The sequence below is a fragment of the Streptomyces diastaticus subsp. diastaticus genome, assembly GCF_011170125.1.
Lineage (GTDB): Bacteria > Actinomycetota > Actinomycetes > Streptomycetales > Streptomycetaceae > Streptomyces > Streptomyces diastaticus.
The window spans coordinates 1,092,551-1,114,904 of the sequence record NZ_BLLN01000005.1 but is presented as its reverse complement, the minus strand read 5'-3'; the positions used below and the strand labels follow the sequence as shown (position 1 = coordinate 1,114,904).

At 73.8% G+C, this 22,354-nt stretch carries 23 protein-coding genes; 4 read left to right on the top strand and 19 right to left on the bottom strand.

What is annotated here, in order from left to right; translation table 11 throughout:
- Positions 1 to 98 precede the first annotated feature (98 nt).
- Positions 99 to 764: a DUF6197 family protein gene (locus tag Sdia_RS22400; protein ID WP_100453406.1), complete on the bottom strand. Its 666-nt coding sequence runs from the start codon at positions 762 to 764 to the stop codon at positions 99 to 101.
- A gap of 623 nt (positions 765 to 1,387) precedes the next feature.
- Here Sdia_RS22400 and Sdia_RS22395 point away from each other — a divergent pair.
- Positions 1,388 to 2,599: a S8 family peptidase gene (locus tag Sdia_RS22395; protein ID WP_100453407.1), complete on the top strand. Its 1,212-nt coding sequence runs from the start codon at positions 1,388 to 1,390 to the stop codon at positions 2,597 to 2,599.
- A gap of 120 nt (positions 2,600 to 2,719) precedes the next feature.
- Here the strand turns inward: Sdia_RS22395 and Sdia_RS22390 are convergent, their stop codons facing one another.
- From Sdia_RS22390 to Sdia_RS22315, 17 genes are all read right to left on the bottom strand, one after another.
- Positions 2,720 to 3,208: a glutathione peroxidase gene (locus Sdia_RS22390; protein ID WP_100453408.1), complete on the bottom strand. Its 489-nt coding sequence runs from the start codon at positions 3,206 to 3,208 to the stop codon at positions 2,720 to 2,722.
- A gap of 75 nt (positions 3,209 to 3,283) precedes the next feature.
- Positions 3,284 to 3,886 (bottom strand): class I SAM-dependent methyltransferase, encoded by a 603-nt coding sequence (locus Sdia_RS22385; protein WP_189399564.1) that lies wholly within the window; start codon positions 3,884 to 3,886, stop codon positions 3,284 to 3,286.
- 525 nt (positions 3,887 to 4,411) lie between these two features.
- A complete protein-coding gene (locus Sdia_RS22380; protein WP_100453410.1) occupies positions 4,412 to 5,185 on the bottom strand; it encodes a sirohydrochlorin chelatase in 774 nt (257 codons plus the stop codon).
- Positions 5,186 to 5,187: 2 nt separating this feature from the next.
- Positions 5,188 to 6,120 (bottom strand): ABC transporter permease, encoded by a 933-nt coding sequence (locus Sdia_RS22375; RefSeq protein ID WP_115069136.1) that lies wholly within the window; start codon positions 6,118 to 6,120, stop codon positions 5,188 to 5,190.
- Positions 6,107 to 6,931, bottom strand: a complete 825-nt coding sequence (locus tag Sdia_RS22370; protein WP_100453412.1) for an ABC transporter ATP-binding protein — start codon at positions 6,929 to 6,931, stop codon at positions 6,107 to 6,109. Before Sdia_RS22370 ends, Sdia_RS22375 begins: the two co-directional genes overlap by 14 nt.
- A gap of 82 nt (positions 6,932 to 7,013) precedes the next feature.
- Positions 7,014 to 8,138: an ABC transporter substrate-binding protein gene (locus Sdia_RS22365; RefSeq protein WP_100453413.1), complete on the bottom strand. Its 1,125-nt coding sequence runs from the start codon at positions 8,136 to 8,138 to the stop codon at positions 7,014 to 7,016.
- Between the two features lie 119 nt (positions 8,139 to 8,257).
- The gene (locus Sdia_RS22360) at positions 8,258 to 8,419 is read right to left on the bottom strand and encodes a hypothetical protein (protein WP_181844079.1); all 162 of its coding nucleotides are present in this window, start codon (positions 8,417 to 8,419) and stop codon (positions 8,258 to 8,260) included.
- Between the two features lies 1 nt (position 8,420).
- Entirely contained in the window at positions 8,421 to 9,764 is a 1,344-nt protein-coding gene (locus Sdia_RS22355) for a sulfate adenylyltransferase subunit 1 (RefSeq protein ID WP_189499842.1), read from the bottom strand.
- A gap of 2 nt (positions 9,765 to 9,766) precedes the next feature.
- Positions 9,767 to 10,708, bottom strand: a complete 942-nt coding sequence (gene cysD / locus Sdia_RS22350; RefSeq protein ID WP_100453415.1) for a sulfate adenylyltransferase subunit CysD — start codon at positions 10,706 to 10,708, stop codon at positions 9,767 to 9,769.
- Positions 10,705 to 11,370: an adenylyl-sulfate kinase gene (gene cysC, locus Sdia_RS22345; RefSeq protein ID WP_115069139.1), complete on the bottom strand. Its 666-nt coding sequence runs from the start codon at positions 11,368 to 11,370 to the stop codon at positions 10,705 to 10,707. The genes cysD and cysC overlap by 4 nt, the downstream gene beginning before the upstream one ends.
- Before the next feature lie 3 nt (positions 11,371 to 11,373).
- Positions 11,374 to 12,093: a phosphoadenylyl-sulfate reductase gene (locus Sdia_RS22340; RefSeq protein ID WP_100453417.1), complete on the bottom strand. Its 720-nt coding sequence runs from the start codon at positions 12,091 to 12,093 to the stop codon at positions 11,374 to 11,376.
- Positions 12,090 to 12,272, bottom strand: coding sequence for a hypothetical protein (locus Sdia_RS22335; RefSeq protein ID WP_100453418.1), 183 nt, complete (start codon positions 12,270 to 12,272; stop codon positions 12,090 to 12,092). Before Sdia_RS22335 ends, Sdia_RS22340 begins: the two co-directional genes overlap by 4 nt.
- On the bottom strand, positions 12,269 to 13,966 hold the full coding sequence (locus tag Sdia_RS22330) for a nitrite/sulfite reductase (protein WP_100453419.1): 1,698 nt from the start codon (positions 13,964 to 13,966) through the stop codon (positions 12,269 to 12,271). The genes Sdia_RS22335 and Sdia_RS22330 overlap by 4 nt, the downstream gene beginning before the upstream one ends.
- A 124-nt stretch (positions 13,967 to 14,090) precedes the next feature.
- Positions 14,091 to 14,177, bottom strand: coding sequence for a putative leader peptide (locus Sdia_RS30825; RefSeq protein WP_359132871.1), 87 nt, complete (start codon positions 14,175 to 14,177; stop codon positions 14,091 to 14,093).
- 185 nt (positions 14,178 to 14,362) lie between these two features.
- Positions 14,363 to 14,998 (bottom strand): GNAT family N-acetyltransferase, encoded by a 636-nt coding sequence (locus Sdia_RS22325; protein WP_189399556.1) that lies wholly within the window; start codon positions 14,996 to 14,998, stop codon positions 14,363 to 14,365.
- 64 nt (positions 14,999 to 15,062) lie between these two features.
- Positions 15,063 to 16,352, bottom strand: a complete 1,290-nt coding sequence (locus tag Sdia_RS22320; protein WP_100453421.1) for a GAF domain-containing protein — start codon at positions 16,350 to 16,352, stop codon at positions 15,063 to 15,065.
- Between the two features lie 613 nt (positions 16,353 to 16,965).
- On the bottom strand, positions 16,966 to 17,541 hold the full coding sequence (locus tag Sdia_RS22315) for a TetR/AcrR family transcriptional regulator (RefSeq protein WP_189499843.1): 576 nt from the start codon (positions 17,539 to 17,541) through the stop codon (positions 16,966 to 16,968).
- 73 nt (positions 17,542 to 17,614) lie between these two features.
- Here Sdia_RS22315 and Sdia_RS22310 point away from each other — a divergent pair, with 73 nt between their 5' ends.
- The gene (locus tag Sdia_RS22310) at positions 17,615 to 18,664 is read left to right on the top strand and encodes a zinc-binding dehydrogenase (RefSeq protein WP_100454283.1); all 1,050 of its coding nucleotides are present in this window, start codon (positions 17,615 to 17,617) and stop codon (positions 18,662 to 18,664) included.
- A gap of 37 nt (positions 18,665 to 18,701) precedes the next feature.
- Here Sdia_RS22310 and Sdia_RS22305 read toward each other — a convergent pair whose 3' ends face one another.
- The gene (locus Sdia_RS22305) at positions 18,702 to 20,336 is read right to left on the bottom strand and encodes an acyl-CoA dehydrogenase family protein (RefSeq protein ID WP_100453423.1); all 1,635 of its coding nucleotides are present in this window, start codon (positions 20,334 to 20,336) and stop codon (positions 18,702 to 18,704) included.
- A gap of 17 nt (positions 20,337 to 20,353) precedes the next feature.
- Here Sdia_RS22305 and Sdia_RS22300 point away from each other — a divergent pair, with 17 nt between their 5' ends.
- Both Sdia_RS22300 and Sdia_RS22295 read left to right on the top strand, forming a co-directional pair.
- A complete protein-coding gene (locus tag Sdia_RS22300; protein ID WP_189499844.1) occupies positions 20,354 to 21,598 on the top strand; it encodes a YihY/virulence factor BrkB family protein in 1,245 nt (414 codons plus the stop codon).
- Positions 21,588 to 22,352: an AraC family transcriptional regulator gene (locus Sdia_RS22295; RefSeq protein ID WP_229830275.1), complete on the top strand. Its 765-nt coding sequence runs from the start codon at positions 21,588 to 21,590 to the stop codon at positions 22,350 to 22,352. Before Sdia_RS22300 ends, Sdia_RS22295 begins: the two co-directional genes overlap by 11 nt.
- Positions 22,353 to 22,354 lie beyond the last annotated feature (2 nt).

Here is a 22,354-nt window from a genome sequence, read left to right as displayed (position 1 = left end):
CACCGCTCCACCCCCGGGGCGCGGCCCTTCGCCCAAGGGCCGCGCCCTCGGTGTCTTCCGGAGGGGACTCAGGGACGGCCCGGTCCTCGACGCCGGTCTCATTCGCCGGCGTGGCGGGCCCGTGCCGTCGCCGCGTCCAGCAGCTCCAGAGCCTCGTCGGCCGTCCTGCCCGGCGCGCGGTTCCACGGGCCGATGAGGTCGCGCCAGCCCCGGGCGTGCAGCTCGGTCATCAGCCAGGCCGCCGAGCGGTTGGCGGTGTCCAGGCTGCCCTGGCCCAGGCGGTGGGCGGTGAGCAGGGCACCGCACAGGCAGCGGGCGCCGCGCAGGTTCCGCATCCGGTACGGCCGGTTCTGCCAGCCCCAGTCGACCAGGACGCGCCGTGCGTACGCCAGGTGGACCGAGGGGAGGACCTCGGCGCTGCCCGCGCGCCGCCAGCCGTACAGGCGGTCGGGAAGGACCGCCCCGATCCGGCCCGGGAGCGGGGACGCGGCGGCCGGGTCCGGTGCGGGGAGGGCACGGGCGGCCCGTGCGACCAGTTCGGCGACCGGGACGGAGAGCAGGGCGCGCCACTCCTCCCGCGGGGCGTCGGTCCCCCGGTCGGGCGTGACCGGGTCCGGCCCGGGAACCGGAGTGGGGCCGGGGTGGAGGCCGGGGGCGGCGGTGGTGGGCCAGGAGGCGATGAGTTCCTGCCAGGCGGCGGACTCGTGGAGGCGTGCCGCCTCCTCGTCCAGGGCCTCGGTGGAGGGGGCGTGAGAGAGCGTCATGAGGACCTCCAGCGGCGAGCGGTATCCGATACGCGTCGTTCGCTGTGTTGTGTCGGCTTTCCCGGCCCGCCGCTGTACCGCTGCGAGGTGGGGGGCGTCCGTTCGGCGGACGGGCCCGCCGGGCGGACGGCGGGGATTCCCGGCCGTTCGGGTGGCTGATTCCGGACGCTGTGGCGTGGAGTGTGCCGTGGCGATCCGGCCAGCCGGTGGCCGCCCCAACTGAGGCGCCGCGCTCCGGTCGTGCCGGGCGCGTGGGGCGTGTCCGCGTGTGCTCACGAGGCCCGACGAGTGATCACCAAGTCGCCGCAGCGACCGCAGAACCTTCACGTGCGTGGCGCGCATGTCCTCGACGAGCGGGGGAAGCGGCCGCCGGTGCCCGAAGTGTCTGCAGGTCGCGGATTTGTGATTACGAAAACTTGTTGAACAAGTCACAGGCGCATGAAGGTCTTGATCTGCGCGCGTCAATCAGACAGGGTTTCGTTCCAGCCCCAGCAATTCGCGAGAATTTCCGGGGCAGTTGGCGTCCGGCCGCATCACCCGTCCCACCCCCACTGCCGTACTCGGGCGGACGGTGCGCGCCGCGCACCCTCATAACCCCCCACAGCGCGAGGAGATCCCTCTTCATGGCAACTCACCAGCGTGCCCGCAGGACCAAGCTCACCGCCGCGATAGCCACCACCGCCATGGCGGTCGGCGTCACCGTCTTCGCGAGCCCGTTCGCGGGCGCCGCGCCGGCGCCCGTCGAGGGCAAGGTCTACGGCACCACGGCCAAGGGCGCCGTCTCCGGCAGCTACATCGTCATGCTCGACGAGAAGGCCAGCAAGGCCGAGAAGAAGGGCCTGGCCAAGGAGTACGGCGGCACCTTCAAGCGCAACTACGGCTCGGCCGTCAACGGCTTCTCCACCGCCGGCATGTCGCTGGAGGACGCCAAGCGCCTGGCCGCCGACCCGGCGGTCGAGAAGGTCGTCCAGAACAAGAAGTTCACCATCGACGCGACCCAGACCAACCCGCCGTCCTGGGGCCTGGACCGCATCGACCAGACCGAGACCGCCGGCGACGGCGAGTACAACTACCCCGACGCGGCCGGTGAGGGCGTCACCGCCTACGTCATCGACACGGGCGTCCGCGTGACCCACGAGGACTTCGAGGGCCGCGCCACCTCCGGCTACGACGCGGTGGACAACGACGACGACGCCGACGACGGCAACGGCCACGGCACCCACGTCGCCGGCACCATCGCCGGTGCCGCCCACGGTGTTGCCAAGAAGGCGGACATCGTCGCCGTCCGCGTCCTGGACGACAACGGTTCCGGCACCACCGAGCAGGTCATCGCCGGCATCGACTGGGTCACCGAGAACCACTCCGGCCCGTCCGTCGCCAACATGAGCCTCGGCGGCGGCGCCGACGAGGCCCTCGACACCGCGGTCCGCAACTCCATCGCCGCCGGGGTCACCTACGGTGTCGCCGCGGGCAACGAGTCCAGCGACGCCTCGTCCAGCTCGCCCGCCCGCGTCGAGGAGGCCATCACCGTGGCCTCCTCCGACGAGGACGACGCGCAGTCCTCCTTCTCCAACTACGGCGACATCGTCGACATCTACGCCCCGGGCTCCGAGATCACCTCGGCCTGGAACACCGGCGACGACGCCACCAACACCATCTCCGGCACCTCCATGGCCACCCCGCACGTCGTCGGCGCCGCCGCCGTCTACCTCGCGGGCAACCCGGAGGCCACTCCGGAGGAGGTCGCCACCGCGCTCACCGAGGGTGCCACCGCGGACGCCATCACCAACCCGAGCGCCGGCACGCCCAACCTGCTCCTGAAGGTCGTCGAGTAATCACCCGACGTACTGTGCCGACGCGTTCGGCACGGGTGCCCCGGGCTCCGGCCCGGGGCACCTGCCCGCAACCGGCGACCGCCGCGCCCACCCCCACGGGGCACGGCGGTCGTCCGCGTGTCAGCGGGGGAGGACCGCCTCGACCGCCGAGGAGATCTCCTCGGCGTCGGGCTCCGTCTGCGGCGAGAAGCGCGCGGCGACCGTGCCGTCCGGGGCGATGAGGAACTTCTCGAAGTTCCAGCGGATGTCCCCGGTGTGGCCCTCACCGTCGGCCGTCCCCACCAGCCCGGTGTAGAGCGGGTGCCGGCCCGCGCCGTTGACGTCGGTCTTCTCCGTCATCGGGAAGGTCGCGCCGTACGTGGCCGAGCAGAAGGCGGCGATCTCCTCGGCGGTGCCCGGCTCCTGGCCCATGAACTGGTTGCACGGCACGCCCAGCACGGTGAAGCCCCGCGCCGCGTACCGCTGGTGCAGCTTCTCCAGGCCCGCGTACTGCGGGGTCAGACCGCACCGGGAGGCGACGTTGACCACCAGTACGGCCGTACCCCGGTACTGGGCCAGGTCGGCGGAACCACCGGTGAGGGCGTCGATCTCGACGTCGAGGACGGACATGTCGCTCCTAGGGGAGTAGAGGTACGGGCCGACCGGGCCGACGATACCCGCGGCCCGGCCGCGCCCCCGCCCCCGCTACGGACGCCGCCGGGCCCGCAGCACGGTGTCGTGGGTGTGGCCGGTGCCCGGCGGCGGCGGGGTGGTGCGCGGGCGCGTCTCGTCGACCAGGACCGTCCACTCCTCGCCGAGCAGGGCGGCCACCTCCGCCGGCTGGTAGAAGTCGTGCGGGGTGTACTCCCGCTCCAGGTGGTCCGCCAGGCCGGCCAGGTCGTGGCCGGTGAAGAGCAGGGTGCCGCCGGGGGCCACCGCCTCCAGCAGGCCGTGGAGCGCGGCGTGGTCCCCGGCGCGGGGGAGCGGGAAGTAGTGGGCGCTGACCAGGTCGTAGGTGCGGGGCGCCGGGGGCGTGCGGGTGATGTCGGCGGCCGTCCAGGTCACCTGGTCCGCCAGCTCGGGGGCGGCCTCCGCCGCCCGGCGCAGGGCGGTCGGGGCGATGTCCACGGCGGTGACCCGCCAGCCGCGGCGAGCCAGCCAGTGGGCGTCGGCGCCCTCGCCGCAGCCCAGGTCCAGGGCGTGGCCCGGGGGCAGCTCCGCGGCCTCCGTCACCAGGACGGCGTTGGGGGCGCCGCTGAAGAGCTGGTCCGTGCCGCGGTACTTCTCGTCCCAGTACTGGGCGTCCATGGGGCTCCCTCCACAGGGCGGCCTCCGTGGCCGCCGCGCCCCCAACCTGCGGGCCGCACCCCGCACGAGGCCAACTTCTTTGCCGAACCGGCAAGCCCGGCCCTCACCCACCGGGCAGGCTCGGAGGCCTCAAGCGCCGGCCGGGCTCCGAGAGTGGCCTCAAGCGCCGGCTGGGCTGGAGTCGCGTCGGTCCGGCTTCGAGTGCCGCTTCAAGATGGCCTCAAGCGCCGGCCGGGCCTCTGGGGTGGCCGGCCGGGCTGAGGGGCGAGAGAGCGGGCTGACGTTCGAGGCCAAGGGGAACCGGTGCCCGGGGCCGGGATCAGCCGAAACTCAGCCCGGCCGGCGCTTGAGGCCATCAGTGAGCGGAACGTGGGGGCCGGATCCCAGCGGAGACTCGGCCTCGCCGGCGTTCGCGGCCGTCCTTTCAGCCCGGTCGGTGCTTGAGGCCACCGAGCCTCGCCGGTGCTTGAGGCCACTGAGCCCGGCCGGCGTGTGAGGTCACCCCGTCTCAGAGGCGGCGAGGGATCAGGCGGCCGCCGGCCGCGAGCCGGCCCCGGTCTCGCGATACCGCCGCAGCACCAGCCGCGCCACCTCGGGCGCAGCACCCAGCACGGGCGCGAGGACATCCGCCCCGGCGGCCCCCGCCGCGATCCGGTCCGGCAGCCGGCCGGGGGCCAGGACGTAGGGCGCGACCACCACCCCGCGCACCCCTTCGGCGCGCAGGGCGGCGACCGCGTCCTCGGTCCGGGGGCGGCCCGGACCGCAGGCGGAGGCGAACGCAGGCCGCACGGCGCACCAACCGGTGCGCCGCCACTCCCGCGCGATGTCTGCGATCACCGCGATCGCCTCCGGGTCGGAGGAGCCCGCCGAGGCCAGGACGACCCCGGTCGAGCCACGCTGTGTGAGATCGGCCCCGGCCTCACCGAGCCGCCGCTCCAGCGCCGCCACCAGCAGCGGGGAGGGGCCGAGCACCCCGGCTGGCCGGACGCGCAGCAGCGGCAGCCGGGACGCGCTCTCGCGCAGTACGGCCGGCAGGTCCGCCTTGGCGTGGAAGGCCCGGGTCAGCAGCAGCGGCAGCGCCACCACGTCCCGCACCCCCTCGGCGTACAGCCGCTCCAGAAGGGAGGGCACCGTCTCCGTGTCGAAGTCGAGGAACGCGGCCTCGGCCCGCAGGCCCGGGGCGAGTCCGCGGACCCGCGCGACCAGCCTGTGCACGGTGGCGGCGTGCCGGGGGTCCCGGCTGCCGTGGGCCACGACCACCAGGACGGGCGGGACGGGGGGAAGGGTGAGGTGGCGCATGGTCAGCTCCGGGCGAGCAGCCCGCGGTCGCGCAGCACCCAGCGCTCCAGCGGGCTGAAGATCAGCAGGTCGATGGCGACGCCGACGACGAGAATGAGCAGGATGGCGAGGAAGACCATGGGCATGCTGCTCGCGGTGCGGCCGTTCTCCAGGAGCTGGCCGAGGCCGATGCCGAGCTCCGGGGAGGAGGCGATGATCTCGGCGGCCATCAGCGACCGCCAGGAGAACGCCCACCCCTGCTTGAGCCCCGCCAGGTAACCGGGGAGCGCCGCGGGCATCACGATGTGCCAGGTGCCGCGCAGCCCGGTCGCGCCGAGGGTGCGTCCGGCCCGCAGGTGGAGCGGGGGGACCTGGTCGACGCCGGAGACGAGGCCGTTGGCGATGGAGGGGACGGCGCCCAGCAGGATCACCGCGAACATCATCTGGTCGTTGAGGCCCAGCCAGATCACCGCGGGCGGCACCCAGGCCACCGACGGCAGCGACTGGAGCCCCGAGAGGACCGGCCCGACGGCCGCCCGGACGAACCTGACCCGCGCCACCAGCAGCCCCAGCGGCGTACCGATGGCCAGGGCGAAGAGGAAGCCGAGCAGGCCGCGCGAGACACTGGTCCAGATGTAGCCGAGCAGCGTCCCCCGGTACCAGGCGTCGGCGACCTCGCCCCAGACGGCGCCGGGTGAGGGCAGCTTGTACTCCTCGGTGACCCGCGCCCACACCAGGACCTGCCAGACCACCAGCACCAGGGCGACCGCGACCAGTGGCGGCAGCACCTTGCGGACGAAGGTGTCGCGCGGCGAGGTGCGGCGGGCGGGCACCGTGTCCAGGGCGTCCAGTCCCGCCTCCAGCCCCGCCAGGTCCTCCCTCGCCAGGTCCTCTGCGGGCTTCCTCGGCTCGCGGGCCGCCTCCTCGGGGGCGTCGTGGGTCTCAGTGCTGGCCATGGCGGCGGATCTCCCCACGCAGTTCTTCGGTGATCTCGACGGACAGCTCCGCGACGGCCGCGTCCTCGATGCGGCGAGGCTGCGGGATGTCCACCGTCCACTGCCGGGCCACCCGGCCGGGACGGGACGACAGCAGCACGACGCGCTGGGCGAGCCGTACCGCCTCGCGGACGTTGTGCGTGACGAAGAGGACGGACAGCTTCCGGCCGTCGGGGTCCTCGTTGGCGGCGTGCCAGACCCGCGTCAGCTCGTCGTGCAGCACGTCCCGGGTGATGGCGTCGAGCGCGGCGAACGGCTCGTCCATCAGCAGCAGCCGGCTGTCCTGGGCCAGCGCCCGGGCCAGCGCCACCCGTTGGCGCATGCCGCCGGACAGCTCGTGCACCCGCTTGCCGTGGGCGCCCGCCAGCCGGACGCGCTCCAGCAGTTCCTCGGCGCGTGGGCGGCGCTCCGGCCTGGGGACGCCGCGCAGCCTCAGCGCCAGCTCGATGTTCTTGCCGGCCGTCAGCCAGGGGAACAACGCGTGCTCCTGGAACATCAGCGCCGGGCGGCCCGGCGTCTCGATGGTGCCGCCGCTCGGCGCGTCCAGCCCGGCGACGAGGTTGAGCAGGGTCGACTTGCCGCACCCGGAGGCGCCGAGCAGCGTGACGAACTCGCCCGGTGCCACGTCCAGGGTGATGTCGTCGAGGACGAGCTGGTCCCCGGCCGGGCCGGGGAAGGACTTGGAGACGTGGGCGATGCGGGCGGCCGGGGAGGGCGCGGCACCGGCGGACGTACCGTCTGCGGGGCCTGCCTCGGTGACCGTGGTGGTCATGGGAGTCACCTCCGGGAAGGGGCCCGTCCGCCCGGGGGCGAGCGGGCGGACGGGCTGCGGTCGGGGGTACCGGGCGGGAGGGTTACCTGACGCCGAGTCCGGCGTCGTCCACCGTGGGCGCGCCCTCGGCCTCGAGGACCTTGTTCAGCGGCCGCAGGTCGTAGACGCCCTTGAGGTCGGGCTTCTCCAGGAGACCGGCGTCGACCGCGTGCCGGGCCTGGGAGTCGAGGGTGGCGGCCAGCGGGTCGTCGGTGACCCGGATGGACTCCCACGCCGGGTCGAGGATGGCGGCGGGCAGCGGCTTGCCGGTGAGGGCCTTCAGCGCGTCGTTGGCGGACGCCTTGGCCTCGTCCGGGTTGTCGTTGATCCACCGGTTGGTCTTCACCGAGCCGCGCAGCACCGCCTCGACGGCGTCCGGGTGGTTCTCGAGGAACTTCTGCGACACGATGATGTTGGTGATCACGAACTTCTTGTCCGGCCACAGATCGGCCTCGTCCAGCAGCACCTCCGCGCCGTCGGCGACCAGCTTGGAGGCGGTCGGCTCGGGCACCCACGCGCCGTCCAGCGAACCGGAGTTGTAGGCGTCCGGGGTGATTTTGTTGTCGGTGCGGACCACCGACACGTCGCCCTTGCCGGACTGCGGGTCGACCTTCCAGCCCTGCTCGGAGATCCAGTGCAGGAACGCCACGTCCTGGGTGTTGCCGAGCTGCGGGGTGGCGATCCTCTTGCCCTTGAGGTCCTTGACGGTCTTGATCTTGTCGGGGTTGACGACCAGCTTGACGCCGCCGGAGGCGGAGCCGCTGACGATGCGCAGGCTGTCGCCCTTCGACCTGACGTAGCCGTTGACGGACGGCGAGGGACCGATGAAGCCGATGTCGATGGAGCCCGAGTTGAGCGCCTCGATCTCGGAGGGCCCGGCGTTGAAGGTGGAGGGGACCAGTTCGGCGCCGCCCAGCTCCTTCTCGATGAGGCCCTTCTCGACGCCGACCAGCGCGGTGGCGTGGGTGAGGTTCGGGAAGTAGCCGAGCTTCACCTGGTCGGTGGAGAGCGTGCTGCCGCCCGCCGCCTTGCCGGACTTCTCGTCGTCCGCGGCCCCCGCACCGTAGCCGCAGGAGGCGAGGGCGCCGACGAGCAGCGGCAGGGCCGCGGCGGCGGCCAGGGCCCGCAGCGGCGTGCGGGTACGGAACGGGGGACGGCTGGCAGGCACGGAGGTGTCCTCTCGCAGGCCCGGCGCTGGTCAGGGGCCCCGTCGTCGGGGCGGCCGGGCGGTCGGCGGTCTTCGGTGGAGCGGGTGGGGGGCGTGGGCGCGCGAGCGGTGCGCGTACGTCAGCGCGCACATCGCGCGACCCCGCCCTGTCCGCTGCCGAGCGCCCCGCTGCCGACCCGGCCGCCCTCCTTCGCGAACGTCGCGTAGACGTCGGCGAAGGAGCGGGGGCCGGCGTGCCGGGTGTGTTCCGCACCCGGCACGGTGCTGCCGTCGGTCGTCATCTCAGAAGTCCCAGCCCTCGTCGTCGGCCTCGCCGGCCGGCCGCGCGGCGGCGTCGCCGCCCGCGAAGGCGTCGCCCGCCATTCCGGCGGTGAGCGTCGTCCCGTCCGCCGGGTCGATCAGCAGGAACGATCCGGTACGCCGCGAGAGCGCGTACGCGTCCACCGCCAGCGGTTCGGCGGTGCGCAGCCGCACCCGGCCGATGTCGTTGGCCTCCAGTCGCCCCGGCTCGGGATGCTGGGAGAGGTCGTCCAGGGTGAGCCGCGAGGCGATCGCCTCCACGATCGCCTTGACGGTGCGGGTGGTGTGCTTGAGCAGCACCCGGTGGCCGACGGTCAGCGGCGCGTCCGCCACGTGGCAGACGGTCGCCTCGACCTCGCGGGTCAGCTCAGGCGCCTCGGCCGCCGGCGCGATCAGGTCGCCCCGGGAGACGTCCACGTCGTCGGCGAGACGGACCGTCACCGACTGCGGGGCCCAGGCGATGTCGGTCGGCTCGCCGAGCGCGTCGATCGCGGCGACGGTGCTGGTCCGCCCGGACGGCAGCACCACGACCTCCTCGCCGACCCGCAGCGCGCCCGAGGCGATCTGGCCCGCGTACCCGCGGTAGTCGGGGTGCTCGGCGCTCTGCGGCCGGATCACGTACTGCACCGGGAAGCGCGGTGCGCAGGCGGTCAGGTCGTGGCTGACCGGGACGGTCTCCAGGTGCTCCAGCACGGTCGGGCCGGCGTACCAGTCCATCCGGGCCGAGGGCTCCACCACGTTGTCCCCGGCCAGCGCCGAGATCGGGATGATGGTCACCTCCGGCACGCCCAGCGAGGTGGCGTACGTGGTGAACTCCTCGGCGATGGCCGTGTAGACCGGTTCGGCGTAGTCGACCAGGTCCATCTTGTTGACGGCCAGGACGACGTGCGGCACCCGCAGCAGGGCGGCCACGGCGGCGTGCCGGCGAGTCTGCTCGACCACGCCGTTGCGCGCGTCGACCAGCACCACGGCCAGTTCGGCGGTGGAGGCGCCGGTGACCATGTTGCGGGTGTACTGCACGTGGCCCGGGGTGTCGGCGAGGATGAACCGGCGCCGGGGTGTGGCGAAGTAGCGGTAGGCCACGTCGATGGTGATGCCCTGCTCGCGCTCGGCGCGCAGGCCGTCGGTGAGCAGCGCCAGGTCCGGGCCCTCGTGGCCGCGGCTGAGCGAGGCGGCCTCCACGGCCTCCAACTGGTCGGTGAGGACCGACTTGGAGTCGTGCAGCAGCCGCCCGACCAGCGTGGACTTGCCGTCGTCGACGGAACCGGCGGTGGCGAACCGCAGGAGGGTGGTGGCCGAGAGCTGCTCGGCGGTGGTGGTGGTCACGGTCAGAAGTACCCCTCGCGCTTGCGGTCCTCCATGGCGGCCTCCGACAGCTTGTCGTCGGCGCGGGTCGCACCCCGCTCGGTGAGGCGGGAGGCGGCGATCTCGGTGATGACGGCGTCCAGCGTGGTGGCGTCGGAGTCGACGGCGCCGGTGCAGGACATGTCGCCGACGGTGCGGTAGCGCACCAGGCGGGTCTCGACCGGCTCGTCGTCCTTCGGGCCGCCCCACTCGCCGGCCGTCAGCCACATGCCGCCGCGGCGGAACACCGGCCGCCGGTGGGCGAAGTAGATCTCCGGCAGTTCGATCGACTCCCGGGCGATGTACTGCCAGACGTCCAGCTCGGTCCAGTTGGAGAGGGGGAAGACGCGGACGTGCTCGCCGGGTGCGTGGCGGCCGTTGTAGAGCTGCCACAGCTCGGGGCGCTGGCGGCGCGGGTCCCACTGGGAGAACTCGTCGCGCAGCGAGAAGACGCGCTCCTTGGCGCGGGCCTTCTCCTCGTCGCGGCGCCCGCCGCCGAAGACCGCGTCGAAGCGGTGCTCGCGGATGGCGTCGGTCAGCGGCACGGTCTGGAGCGGGTTGCGGGTGCCGTCGGGGCGCTCGCGCAGAGTGCCCGCGTCGATGTACTCCTGCACCGAGGCGACGTGCAGCCGCAGCCCGTGCCGGGCCACCGCGCGGTCCCGGTAGGCCAGCACCTCGGGGAAGTTGTGACCGGTGTCGACGTGCAGCAGCGAGAAGGGCACCGGCGCCGGGGCGAACGCCTTCAGCGCCAGGTGCAGCATGACGATGGAGTCCTTGCCGCCCGAGAAGAGGATCACCGGACGCTCGAACTCGCCCGCCACTTCCCGGAAGATGTGCACGGCCTCCGACTCCAGCGCGTCCAGGTGGCTCAGCGCGTACGGGGTCTCGGGGCCGGTGGCCCGCGAGGAGGAGGTGACGGTGGTCATGCGCTGAGCCTTTCGTCGTCGGAGCCGGACGGCCGCCCGGGGGCGAGCAGCCCGAGGCCGGCCAGCAGTGCCCGCAGGGACTCGGCCGACTCGGCGACCGTCGAGGTGTGCGTCTCGATCCGCAGATCGGGCGCCTCGGGCGCCTCGTAGGGGTCGTCCACCCCGGTCAGGCCGCTGATCTCGCCCGCCGCCTGGCGTGCGTACAGGCCCTTCACGTCGCGTTCGGCGCAGACCTCCACCGGGGTGGCGACGTGCACCTCCAGGTACGGCGTGCCGTTCTCGGCGTGCCGCTCGCGGACGGCCGCCCGGCTCTGCGCGTACGGCGCGATGACCGGGACCAGCACGGTCACGCCGTGGGAGGCGAGGAGTTCGGCGACGAAGCCGATGCGCTGGACGTTGGTGTCCCGGTCGGCCCTGCCGAAGCCGAGGCCGGCCGAGAGGAAGGTACGGACCTCGTCGCCGTCGAGCACCTCGGTGCGGTGGCCGCCGGCGGCGAGCAGCGCCGCCAGTTCCCGGGCCAGGGTGGTCTTGCCGGCGCTCGGCAGACCGGTGAGCCAGACGGTGGCTCCCGTCACGTTCTTCTCCTGCCTCTGCGGATGTCGCTGCGGGGGATGGATCTGCGAGGTCGCCGCCCTGCCGGGCGGTACGTCGGTGGTGGTCATGGCTCAGCCGTGCAGCCCGCACTCGGTCTTGCCGGTGCCCGCCCACCGTCCGGACCGTGCGTCCTCCCCGGCCGCCACGCGGCGGGTGCAGGGGGCGCAGCCGACGGAGGCGTAGCCCTCGGTGAGCAGCGGGTTGGTGAGTACGCCGTACCGGGCGACGTACGCGTCGACGTCGTCCTGGGTCCAGCGGGCGATGGGGGAGACCTTGACCTTGCGGCGGCGCGCGTCCCAGCCGACGACCGGGGTGTCCGCGCGGGTCGGCGACTCGTCGCGGCGCAGCCCGGTCGCCCAGGCGGCGTACCCGGACAGGCCCTCCTCCAGCGGCTCGACCTTGCGCAGGGCACAGCACAGGTCGGGGTCGCGGTCGTGCAGCCTCGGGCCGTACTCGGCGTCCTGCTCGGCCACGGACTGGCGGGGCGTCAGAGTGAGGACGTTGACGTCGAGGACGGCGGCGACGGCGTCGCGGGTGCCGATGGTCTCCGGGAAGTGGTAGCCGGTGTCGAGGAAGACGACGTCCACGCCGGGCCGCACGCGGGAGGTGAGGTGGGCGACGACCGCGTCCTCCATCGAGGAGGTGACGCAGAACCGCTCGCCGAAGGTGTCGGCGGCCCAGCGCACGATCTCCGGCGCGGCCGCTTCCTCCAACTCGGTCCCGGCGCGCTCGGCGAGCGCCCGCAGTTCCGCCTCGCCGGCGCCGGCCGGGTCGGTGCGTGTCCCGCTCATGTCGCCTCGCCCTCTGCGGTGGTGCCACGGGTGAGCCCGCTGGTCAGCAGGCCCAGGAACTTCAGCTGGAACGCCCGGTTGCAGCCGGCGCACTCCCAGGCGCCGTGGCCCTGCTCGCCGGGGCGAAGGTCCTCGTCACCGCAGTACGGGCAGTGGAAGGGGGCGGCGCGCTCGCTCACGACAGGGCCTCCTCGTCGGCCCGGGCGGCCCAGCTCGCGAACCGCTCGCCGTCCTCGCGCTCCTCCTGGAAGCGCTTGAGCACCCGCTCGACGTAGTCGGGGAGTTCGTCGGCGGTGACCTTCAGCCCGCGCACCTTGCGGCCGAACCCGGCCTCCAGTCCGAGCGCCCCGCCCAGGTGCACCTGGAACCCCTCGACCTGCTGCCCGTCGGGGCCGGTCACGAGCTGGCCCTTGAGGCCGATGTCGGCGACCTGGATGCGGGCGCAGGCGTTCGGGCAGCCGTTCAGGTTGATGGTGATCGGCTCGTCGAACTCCGGGATGCGGCGTTCCAGTTCGTCGATGAGCGCGGCGCCGCGCGCCTTGGTCTCGACGATGGCCAGCTTGCAGAACTCGATGCCGGTGCAGGCCATCGTGCCGCGCCGGAACGGCGAGGGGGTGGTCGCCAGGCCGAGTGCCTCCAGGCCGGCGCTGAGCGGGGCGACCTGGTCCTCCTCGACGTCGAGCACGATCATCTTCTGCTCGACGGTGGTGCGCAGGCGGCCGGAGCCGTGCGCCTCCGCCAGCTCGGCGATCTTGGTGAGGGTGGCGCCGTCGACGCGGCCGACGCGCGGGGCGAAGCCGACGTAGTAGCGGCCGTCCCGCTGCCGGTGGACGCCGATGTGGTCGCGCCAGCGGGCCACCGGCTGCTCGGGGGCGGGGCCGTCGGTGAGCCGGCGGCCGAGGTAGTCCTCCTCCAGGACCCGGCGGAACTTCTCGGTGCCCCAGTCGGCGAGGAGGAACTTCAGGCGGGCGCGGTTGCGCAGGCGGCGGTAGCCGTGGTCGCGGAAGATGGAGATGACACCCTCGAAGACCTCGGGCACCTCCTCCAGCGGCACCCAGGCGCCGAGGCGCCGGCCGATCTTGGGGTTGGTGGAGAGGCCGCCGCCGACCCACAGGTCGAAGCCGGGGCCCAGCTCGGGGTGGCGGACCCCGACGAAGGAGACGTCGTTGATCTCGTGGGCGACGTCCAGCAGCGGTGAGCCGGAGATCGCCGACTTGAACTTGCGGGGCAGGTTGGAGAAGGCCGGGTTGCCGATGACGCGGCGCTGGATCTCGTCGACGGCCCAGGAGCCGTCGACGATCTCGTCCTCGGCGATCCCGGCGACCGGCGAGCCGAGGATGACGCGCGGGGTGTCACCGCACGCCTCGGTGGTCGACAGGCCGACGGCCTCCAGCCGGTTCCAGATCTCGGGGACGTCCTCGATGCGGATCCAGTGGTACTGGATGTTCTGCCGGTCGGTGATGTCGGCGGTGCCCCGGGCGAACTCCTGGGAGATCTCCCCGACCACCCGTAGTTGCCTGGTCGTCAGGCGGCCGCCGTCGACCCGCACGCGGAGCATGAAGTACTCGTCGTCCAGCTCCTCCGGCGCCAGTACGGCCGTCTTGCCGCCGTCGATGCCGGGCCGGCGCTGGGTGTACAGACCCCACCAGCGCATGCGGCCGCGCAGGTCGTTGGGGTCGATGGAGTCGAAACCGCGCTTGGAGTAGATCGTCTCAATACGTGTCCGCACATTGAGACCGTCGTCATCCTTCTTGAACTGTTCGTTGCCGTTCAGCGGGGTGAAGTGACCCACGGCCCACTGACCTTCTCCACGGTGGCGGCCCGCCTTGCGGCGCGGCGTGGCGGCAGCGGGGTCCTGCGAGGTTGCGGCCATGGATGGTACGTCCTTCGGGACAGCAGGAAGCGGCTCTGACCTGGGCATACGTGCGAGCGCGCAGGCGTGCGCGACGTGGTGCGGGCCGGGCTGGGAAAGGGGGGTGGGGCTGGTGCTGCAGGGGCTAGCAGCGCGCCCGACAGATGGCGCTGGACATGCGGCCGAGATCGACGTGCCGCCGACTCACCAAGGCAGTTCCAGCTGTAGACATGACGGAAGCGTGGCACGGCCCTCTCGCGGCAGTCCACTGTAATCCAAAATGCGGACACCCTTGTCCCGAATCGTGGGACAAGGGTGTCAGTGGGGGAGGTGGCGACCGGCGGGGCGCCCGGTCGAACAGGGGTGTTACGGATGTATCGGTCACGCGGTGCCGGACAGCCCGTTCCTGACGCGGCGTCAGTCTCCGGCGACCGGCCGCCCGGCCGTCTCGCCGTCGTACGGCAGCGGCCCCGCGTCCGGCCACGGGCCGGGCGTGGCCACCTCGTCCTCCTCGGCGGTCTCGGTGCGGTACAGCCGGAAACCGCGCCGCAGGTAGTTGTCCATCGCGTGCGGCCCGTCCTTGCTGCAGGTGTGCAGCCACACCCGCTTCGTCGGCACGAAGCCCTCCCGCCGCTCACCGAGGTCCCAGGCGCGCGCCACCGCCTCCGACAGCAGCGGCCCACCGATGCCCCGCCCCCGGAAGGCGGGGATCAGCCCGAAGTACACGATCTCCACCGAGCCGTCCGTGGCCGCCTCCAGCTCCGCGTACCCGGCGGGCGTCCCCCGGTCGTAGGCCACCCAGGTCTCCACCTCGGGGCGGCAGACCGCCCGCTCCCACTCCGCCCAGCTCATCGACAGCCGGTCCGTCCAGCGGATGTCCTGGCCGACCGAGGCGTACAGGAAGCGGCTGAACTCCGGGGAAGGAGTCTCGGCCCGCATGATCAGCGGGCCCTCGGCGGCCCGGCCCGCGGCGGCGGCACGCGCCGAGGTGGCGGGCCGCAGGTCCGCGGCGGAGGTCTGTTCCAGATACCAGGTGGTCACGGTGATGCTCATACGACCAGGCAACCATGCGCCCCGCCCGTCCCCCGACCCGCCTCCCGCCCGGCCCACGCCAGGCTCAGCGGCGCGGCGCCGCCTCCGCGCGGGCCCGCACCACCGCCGGGGCCAGCGAGTGCGGCAGCAGCGCCGACCGGTCCTCGGGGAGCACCACCTCCACGCCGGTGCCCTCCCGGAAGCGGTAGGGGCGGTGCTCCAGCAGCTCGCCCAGGTAGCGCCGCATCCGCGACAGCTCCGCCCGGACCGTCACCCGGCGGCCCGGGTCCCCGAAGACCGCCTCGGCCAGAGCCGCGGCCGAGGTGCCCGCCTCCTCACCCGCCAGCAGGAACAGCAGCTCGGCGTGGCGGGGGGAGAGGTCGTGCGTCCACGAGCCGATCCCGCCCGCCACCGTCAGCGACGGCCTCCCCGGCTCCGACAGGTCCAGTGACAGCCGGGCCGCCCCCGGACGCGGTCGGGCGGCCGGGCGCAGCAACCAGCCACCGGGCAGCGGCTCGGCCGAGCAGAGCCCGAGCGGGCTCAGTCGGACCGGGCCGGCGCTCAGCCTGCGGGGCAGCGGCAGCCGGTCCACCGGCGCCATCCCGGTCACCGCCGCGACCCAGCCCGTCTCGTCCACCGCCACGGCCCGCCCGCCGATCCGCGCCAGCAGCGGCGCCGAGACCGAACGCAGCCGCTCCAGGCTCCGCAGATGGCGGGCGCGCAGCTCCGCCTCGGCCAGCTTCGCCACCGACTCCACCAGCTTCAGCATCGCCGGGTGCAGGGTGTCCAGCAGGCCGCTCACGTCGACCACGCCCAGCAGCCGGCCGTCGCGCGGATCGGTGATCGGGGCCCCCGAACACGTCCACCGGTGATGGGTGCGGACGAAGTGCTCGGCGGAGAAGACCTGAACCGGCCGGCGCGCCACCAGCGGGGTGCCGAGGCCGTTGGTGCCCGAGGTGGCCTCGCGCCAGTCGGTACCCGGGGCCAGACCTATCGCGTCCGCGTGGCGCAGCACGGCCTGATGGCCCTCCCGCCACAGCACGACGCCGTCCGCGTCGCACACCACCATGACGTGCTGCGCCGACTCCGCCACCGAGACCAGGCCGTCCCGCAGCAGCGGCAGCACCTCGGCCAGGTGCGAGCGCTGCCGACGCTCGGCCAGCTCCGTCGAGGAGAGCGGGCGAGGACGGACCGCCCGCTCCGGGTCGACCCCCCGGCGCAACATGCGCTCCCAGGACGCGCCTATCTCCGGGCGGGGCGGGACGGCCGGCGCCTTGCCCGAGAGGGCTGCCGCGTGCGCCTCGGCCGTCAGTCTCGCCGCGCGGCCCACGTCCCGGCCGGCTAAGCGGCCTAGGTCGATGGCTGCCTGGGTCACGGTGTTACTCCTCGATCATCGCCCGGGTGAGCGCTCCGCGTGGGGTGCGGCGCGGGGGCGCTGGGGACATCGTGCCTGGGAGCGGGGGGTGCGGGGGTGGACTTCGCCGATCGGGCTGCAACCCTTTGCAACTCTCGTGCCAGGTGGGGCGGGGGATGAAGCTTGGGGGGTGGTTTCGCCTTCGGCTCCGGCCGAGGGGGTGGCTGCTTCGGGGTGGTGCCGTGTCGGCGCGGCATCACCCCCTTTTTTTGTCCTCAGGCGCCGGACGGGCTTGGGGGTGTCCTCGGGCTGTGGACGGCTGGGATGGGGTGTCCTCAAACGCCGGACGGGCTGATTCTGGTGGGCTTGAGTCGTCCTTCGGTGTTCCGCGAGTGGTCCGCCACCGAGGGCTCTGCCAGTGGTCCGCCCGTGCTCCGGGGAATGCGGGCGGGGCGAGTCAGGGGGTGATGCCGAGGGTGTCGGTGAGTTCCGTGATGGTGTGTTCCGGTGGCTTGCCTGCGGTGTCCAGGGTGAGGTGGGGGCGGTCCCAGGGGTCGTGGGCGCGTTGGGTGATGTCCTGGCCGGGTCCGGGGTGGTTCGGTCTGCCGCATCGTCCGGTCCTTCCGGGTGCCGGTCAGTGTGGGGTGGCGGAGATGATCAGGCTGCGGGCCAAGGCCGTGGCCTCGGTGAGGGTGTCGAGGCGGAGGGGCTGGGTGGCGAGGGCGCCCTCGTGGAGGAGGAGGAGCTGACGGGCCAGGGAAGTGGGGGCGGGGCAGTCCGCGGCGGCGGCCAGGGTTTCGAAGAGGTCGAGGAGCCAGAGTTTCTGGGCGGTGGCGATGTGGTGGGCCGGGTGCGCGGGGTCGGGGAGTTCGGCGAGGGCGTTGATGAAGGCGCAGCCGCGGGTGTTCGTCGCGCTCCAGGTGGCCAGGGCCTCGAAGGGGGCGAGGACGGCATCGCGCGGGGTGGCGGAGGCGTCCACCGTGGCCTGGACGAGGGAGCGCCAGCGCCGGTCGCGTTCGGTCAGGTAGACCGCGACCAGGTGGTCCTTCGAGCCGAACTGGTTGTACAGGGTCCGCTTGGTCACGCCTGAGTGCTCGGCGATCAGGTCGACGCCGACGCCGGTGATCCCCCGCTCGTAGAACAGTTCCTCGGCCGCGTCGGCGATGCGCCGTCCGGCCGCGGTCAGGGGCCGGGTCTCCGTCGCGTCCACCTCGCCTCCTTCACTGATCGGTGTACGGTGGGGGAAGTTCACCGATCAGTATACCTGCGAGGAGGTCATGGCCATGGCTCTGCCCGAGTCCATGCGAGCGGTACGGATCACCGGGCACGGGGGGCCGGAGGTCCTCGAACGGGCCGAGGTGCCCGTACCGGTCCCGGCGGCCGGGGACGTCCTGGTCGAGGTGGCCGCGGTCGCCCTGAACAACACCGACCTGTGGACCCGCGAGGGGGCGTACGGCCGCCCCGGGGACCCGGCGGCCCGGTCGGGGTGGCGCGGCCCGCTCGCCTTCCCCCGTATCCAGGGCGCCGACGTGGCCGGCCGCGTCGCGGCGGTCGGCCCGGGCGTCGACGCCGGTCTCGTGGGGCGCCGGGTGGTGATCGACCCCGCGCTCTACGACGGCCCGGGGCCGGACGCGAACCCGGTCGGCCTGATGGGCAGCGAACGCGACGGCGGCTACGCCGAGTACGTCACGGCGCCGGCGGAGCAGGTGCACGACATGACGGACTCCCCGCTCACCGACGAGCAGCTCGCGACGCTGCCGACCGCCTACGGCACCGCGCTCGGCATGATCGAGCGAGGCCGGCTGCGGAAGGGGGAGACCGTTCTGGTCTCCGGGGCGTCCGGAGGGGTGGGCATCGCCCTCGTGCAGACCGCCCGCGCGCGCGGCGCCCGGGTGGTCGCCGTCAGCAGCGGCGGCAAGACCGAGGCGGTGCGTGAAGCGGGCGCGCACCACGTGGCCGACCGGGCGGGGGACGTGATCGAGCAGGTGCGCGCCGCCGCCCCGGACGGCATCGACGTCGGTCTCGACGTGGTGGCCGGCGAGCTGTTGGGGGACGGGCTGCCGCTGCTGCGGGAAGGGGGCCGCTGGGTGGTCGCGGGCGCGCTCGCCGGGTACGAGGTGGCCTTCGACGTACGCCGTCTCTACCTGCACAACGCGCAGGTCATCGGCTCGGCCATGCACACGCCCGCCCACTTCGCCCTGCTCATGGAGCTGGCCCGCCGCGGCGACGTCCGTCCGCTGGTGGCCGCGGCCTTCCCGCTCGACCAGGCCGCCGAGGCCCAGGAGGAGCTGGCCCGCAGGCGCCACGTGGGGAAGATCGTCCTGCGCCCCTGAGTGCCCGCCGCCCCGGCCGGGCACCCGAGGCGCCGGCTCACAGCCGCGGCGTCGCCCGTTCGACCACGGCGCCCAGATCGAGCGTGTGGGGCAGGGTGCCGAAGGCGTGGCCCCAGTCGCCGCCCAGGCGGGAGGCGCAGAAGGCGTCGGCGACCTCCGGCGGCGCGAAGCGCACGAGCAGCGAGCCCTGGAGCACCAGCGCCATCCGCTCGACCAGCCGCCGGGCCCGCCCCTCGATCCCGTCGAGGTCGGCCAGCTCGGTCAGGAGCTGCTTGACCGCCCCGTCGAGCCGGTGGTCGGCGCCGCGTGCCGGCCCCACCTCGGAGAGGAAGGCGTCGAGCGCGGCGGGCTCGCGGCCCATCGCGCGCAGCACGTCGAGGGCCTGCACGTTGCCCGACCCCTCCCAGAGGGAGTTGAGCGGGGACTCCCGCAGCAGCCGGGGCATGCCCGACTCCTCCACGTAGCCGTTGCCGCCCAGGCACTCCAGCGCCTCGGCGGCCACCGCGGTGCACCGCTTGGTCACCCAGTACTTGGCGACCGGCACCGCGATCCGCAGAAACGCCTGCTCGGCCTCGCTTCCGTCGTCGTACGCGGCGGCCAGCCGCAGCGCCAGTGTGGTCGCGGCCTCCGACTCCACCGCGAGGTCGGCGAGGACGTTGCGCATCAGCGGCTTGTCGGCCAGCAGTCCGCCGAAGGCCGAGCGGTGGGCCGCGTGGTGCAGCGCCTGCGCGGTCGCCTGCCGCATCGTCGCCGCGCTGCCGAGGACGCAGTCCAGGCGGGTCGCGGCGACCATGTCGATGATGGTGCGCACCCCGCGCCCCTCGTCACCGACCCGCCGCGCCCAGGTCCCGTCGAACTCGACCTCGCCGGAGGCGTTGGACCGGTTGCCCAGCTTGTCCTTGAGCCGCTGGATGGCGAAGGGGTTGCGGCCCCCGTCCTCCAGCACCCGGGGCACCAGGAAGCAGGAGAGCCCCTCGGGGGCCTGGGCGAGCACCAGGAAACCGTCGGACATCGGCGCCGAGCAGAACCACTTGTGCCCCGTCAGCAGGTACGTGCCGGCCTCGGCGAGCGGTTCGGCGCGGGTGGTGTTGGCCCGGACGTCGCTGCCGCCCTGCTTCTCGGTCATCCCCATCCCGAACAGCGCGCCGGCCTTCTCGGCGGCGGGCCGCAGCCCCGGGTCGTACGTCCGCGAGGTGAGCAGCGGTTCCCAGAAGGCGGCCAGTTCCGGTTCGCGGCGCAGCGCGGGGACCGCCGCGTGCGTCATCGACAGCGGGCAGCCGTGCCCCGCCTCCGCCTGCGTCCACACCAGGAACCCGGCCGCGCGCCGCAGGTGCCCGCCGGGCCGCGACCACGCGGCGGTGAGTCCCGCCGACACGGCATGGCCCAGCAGCCGGTCCCAGGCGGGGTGGAAGTCGACCTCGTCGACGCGGTGGCCGTACCGGTCGTGGGTGCGCAGCACCGGGCTGTTCCCGTTGGCGAGGACGCCCCACTCCTGGGCCTGCGCGGAACCGGCGGCACGCCCGAGTTCGGAGAGTTCCGTGTGCGCCTCGTCGAGCAGCGCCGGGTCCAGATGGCGTTCCACGCCCTCGGTGAGCGCCCGGTCCGCCGTGTAGACGTCATACCCGACCAGGGGCGGAGGCTGATTGGTCACGGTGTGGGTGCTGGCTGCCATGCCGCTACGGTAAAGAGGTGGACCAGGCAAAGGAAACACCCGAGCGGCCCTCCGGCCGACTTCGACGGGTTCGTGCGCACTACCGCAACGTGTCGAAACGGAGAACCGCCTGGCTGCTGCTGAAGGACGCCGTCAACTCCTGCATGGAGTACCGCATCCTCGGGCTGGCCGCGGAGGCCGCGTTCTTCACGCTGCTCTCCGTGCCGCCGCTGCTGCTCAGCCTGGTCGGCCTGCTCGGCTATGTCGACAGCTGGACCGGCGCCGACACCATCGCCAGCGTGGAGCAGAACATCCTGGAGGCGTCCCGCGCGGTCCTCTCCGACCAGGGCGTCCGCGAGATCGCACAGCCGATCCTGCACGACGTCACCAAAGGGGGCAGCCCCGACCTGATCTCCATCGGCTTCCTGCTGGCTCTGTGGTCCGGCTCGCGCGCGGTCAACGTCTTCATCGACACCATCACCGTCATGTACGGGCTGGACGGCGTGCGCGGCATCGTCAAGACGCGGCTGCTGGCCTTCGGCCTCTTCATCGTCGCCCTGCTGATGGGCTCGGTGGTGCTGCCGCTCATGGTGATCGGCCCGGACACCCTCGTCTCCATGGTGCCCTGGGGCGAGAACCTGATCCAGCTGCTCTACTGGCCGGTCATCCTGGTCCTCTCGGTGATCTTCCTGACCACGCTCTACCACGTCTCGGTCCCGGTCCGCGCCCCCTGGATCGAGGACACCCCGGGCGCGCTGGTCGCGCTCGGCATGTGGGTCCTCGGCAGCTTCCTGCTGCGGATCTACCTGACCAACACCGTCGAGGGCCCCACCATCTACGGTTCGCTGGCCGCGCCCGTCGCCGTGCTGCTGTGGATCGGCGTCTCGGCCTTCGCGGTGCTGGTCGGCGCGGCCGTCAACGCCGCCATCGACCATGTCTGGCCCTCGGTGGCCACCGCCGCCGCACGCGAGGAGCGCGCGGCCGCCGCCCGGACCGCCGCCGGCCGGGCCGGGCCGGACGACCCGGACGACCCGGACGTGCCGCCCTCCGAGTTCCCCGAACGCTGGTCCAGGTTCCTGCCGCCCGAGGACGTCACCGGCCGCCTGCGCGGGCAGACCCGCCGGGGCGGCGCCGCGGAGGAGACCCCGGCCCCGGACCGGCCCGCGGGGACCGGGCCGGACCGCACCGGGTCCCCCCACAACGGCACCCCCGCCCCGCGCCCCTCCGGCCCGCCGGAGCCGGCGTACCCCCCGGGCGACCGCTTCGGCGACCGTGACCGCTGACCCCGTGCGCCCCGGCGAGCCCGTCGAGCCCGAGGTCGTCGGCCCCGGCGCGTACCGGGAGCGGCCCGCCGGCCTCCCGGGAGCGGTGCTGTGGTCGCGCACCCTGCCCTCCGGGCCCGTGCGGCCGGTGCTGCCCGACGGCTGCATGGACCTGCTCTGGACCCGCCCGCCGGACGGTGGTCCCGGGCGGCTCACCGTCGCCGGGCCCGACACCGGCCCGCACCCGGCCACCGATGTCCCCGGCACCCGGTACGCCGCCGTCCGGTTCGCCCCAGGCGTCGCTCCGGCCCTGCTCGGCGTCGCCCCGTTCGAAGTGCGCGACCGGCGGGTGGAGCTGGCCGACCTGTGGCCCGCCTCCCAGGTCCGCGCGCTGGCCGGACACCTGGAGGCGGCCCCGGCGCCCGGCCGTGCCCTCGACGCCTGGGCCGCGCGCCGCGCGGCCGAGCGCCCGGCGCCGGACCCGCGCCTGTCCCAGCTCGTGACCCTGCTCGCCGCCGGCACCCCCGTCGCCGGGGCGGCGAAGAACCTCGGCGTAGGTCCCCGCCGCCTCCACCAGCTCTCCCGCGACGCCTTCGGCTACGGCCCCAAGACCCTCGGCCGCATCCTGCGCCTGGGCCGGGCCCGGGAACTGGCCGCCGCCGGCCTGCCCGTCGCCGAGGTGGCCCATCGCGCCGGGTACGCCGACCAGCCGCACCTCAGCCGCGAGGTGCGCGCGCTGACCGGGCTGACCCCCGGCGCCCTGCTCGGCGGCTGAGG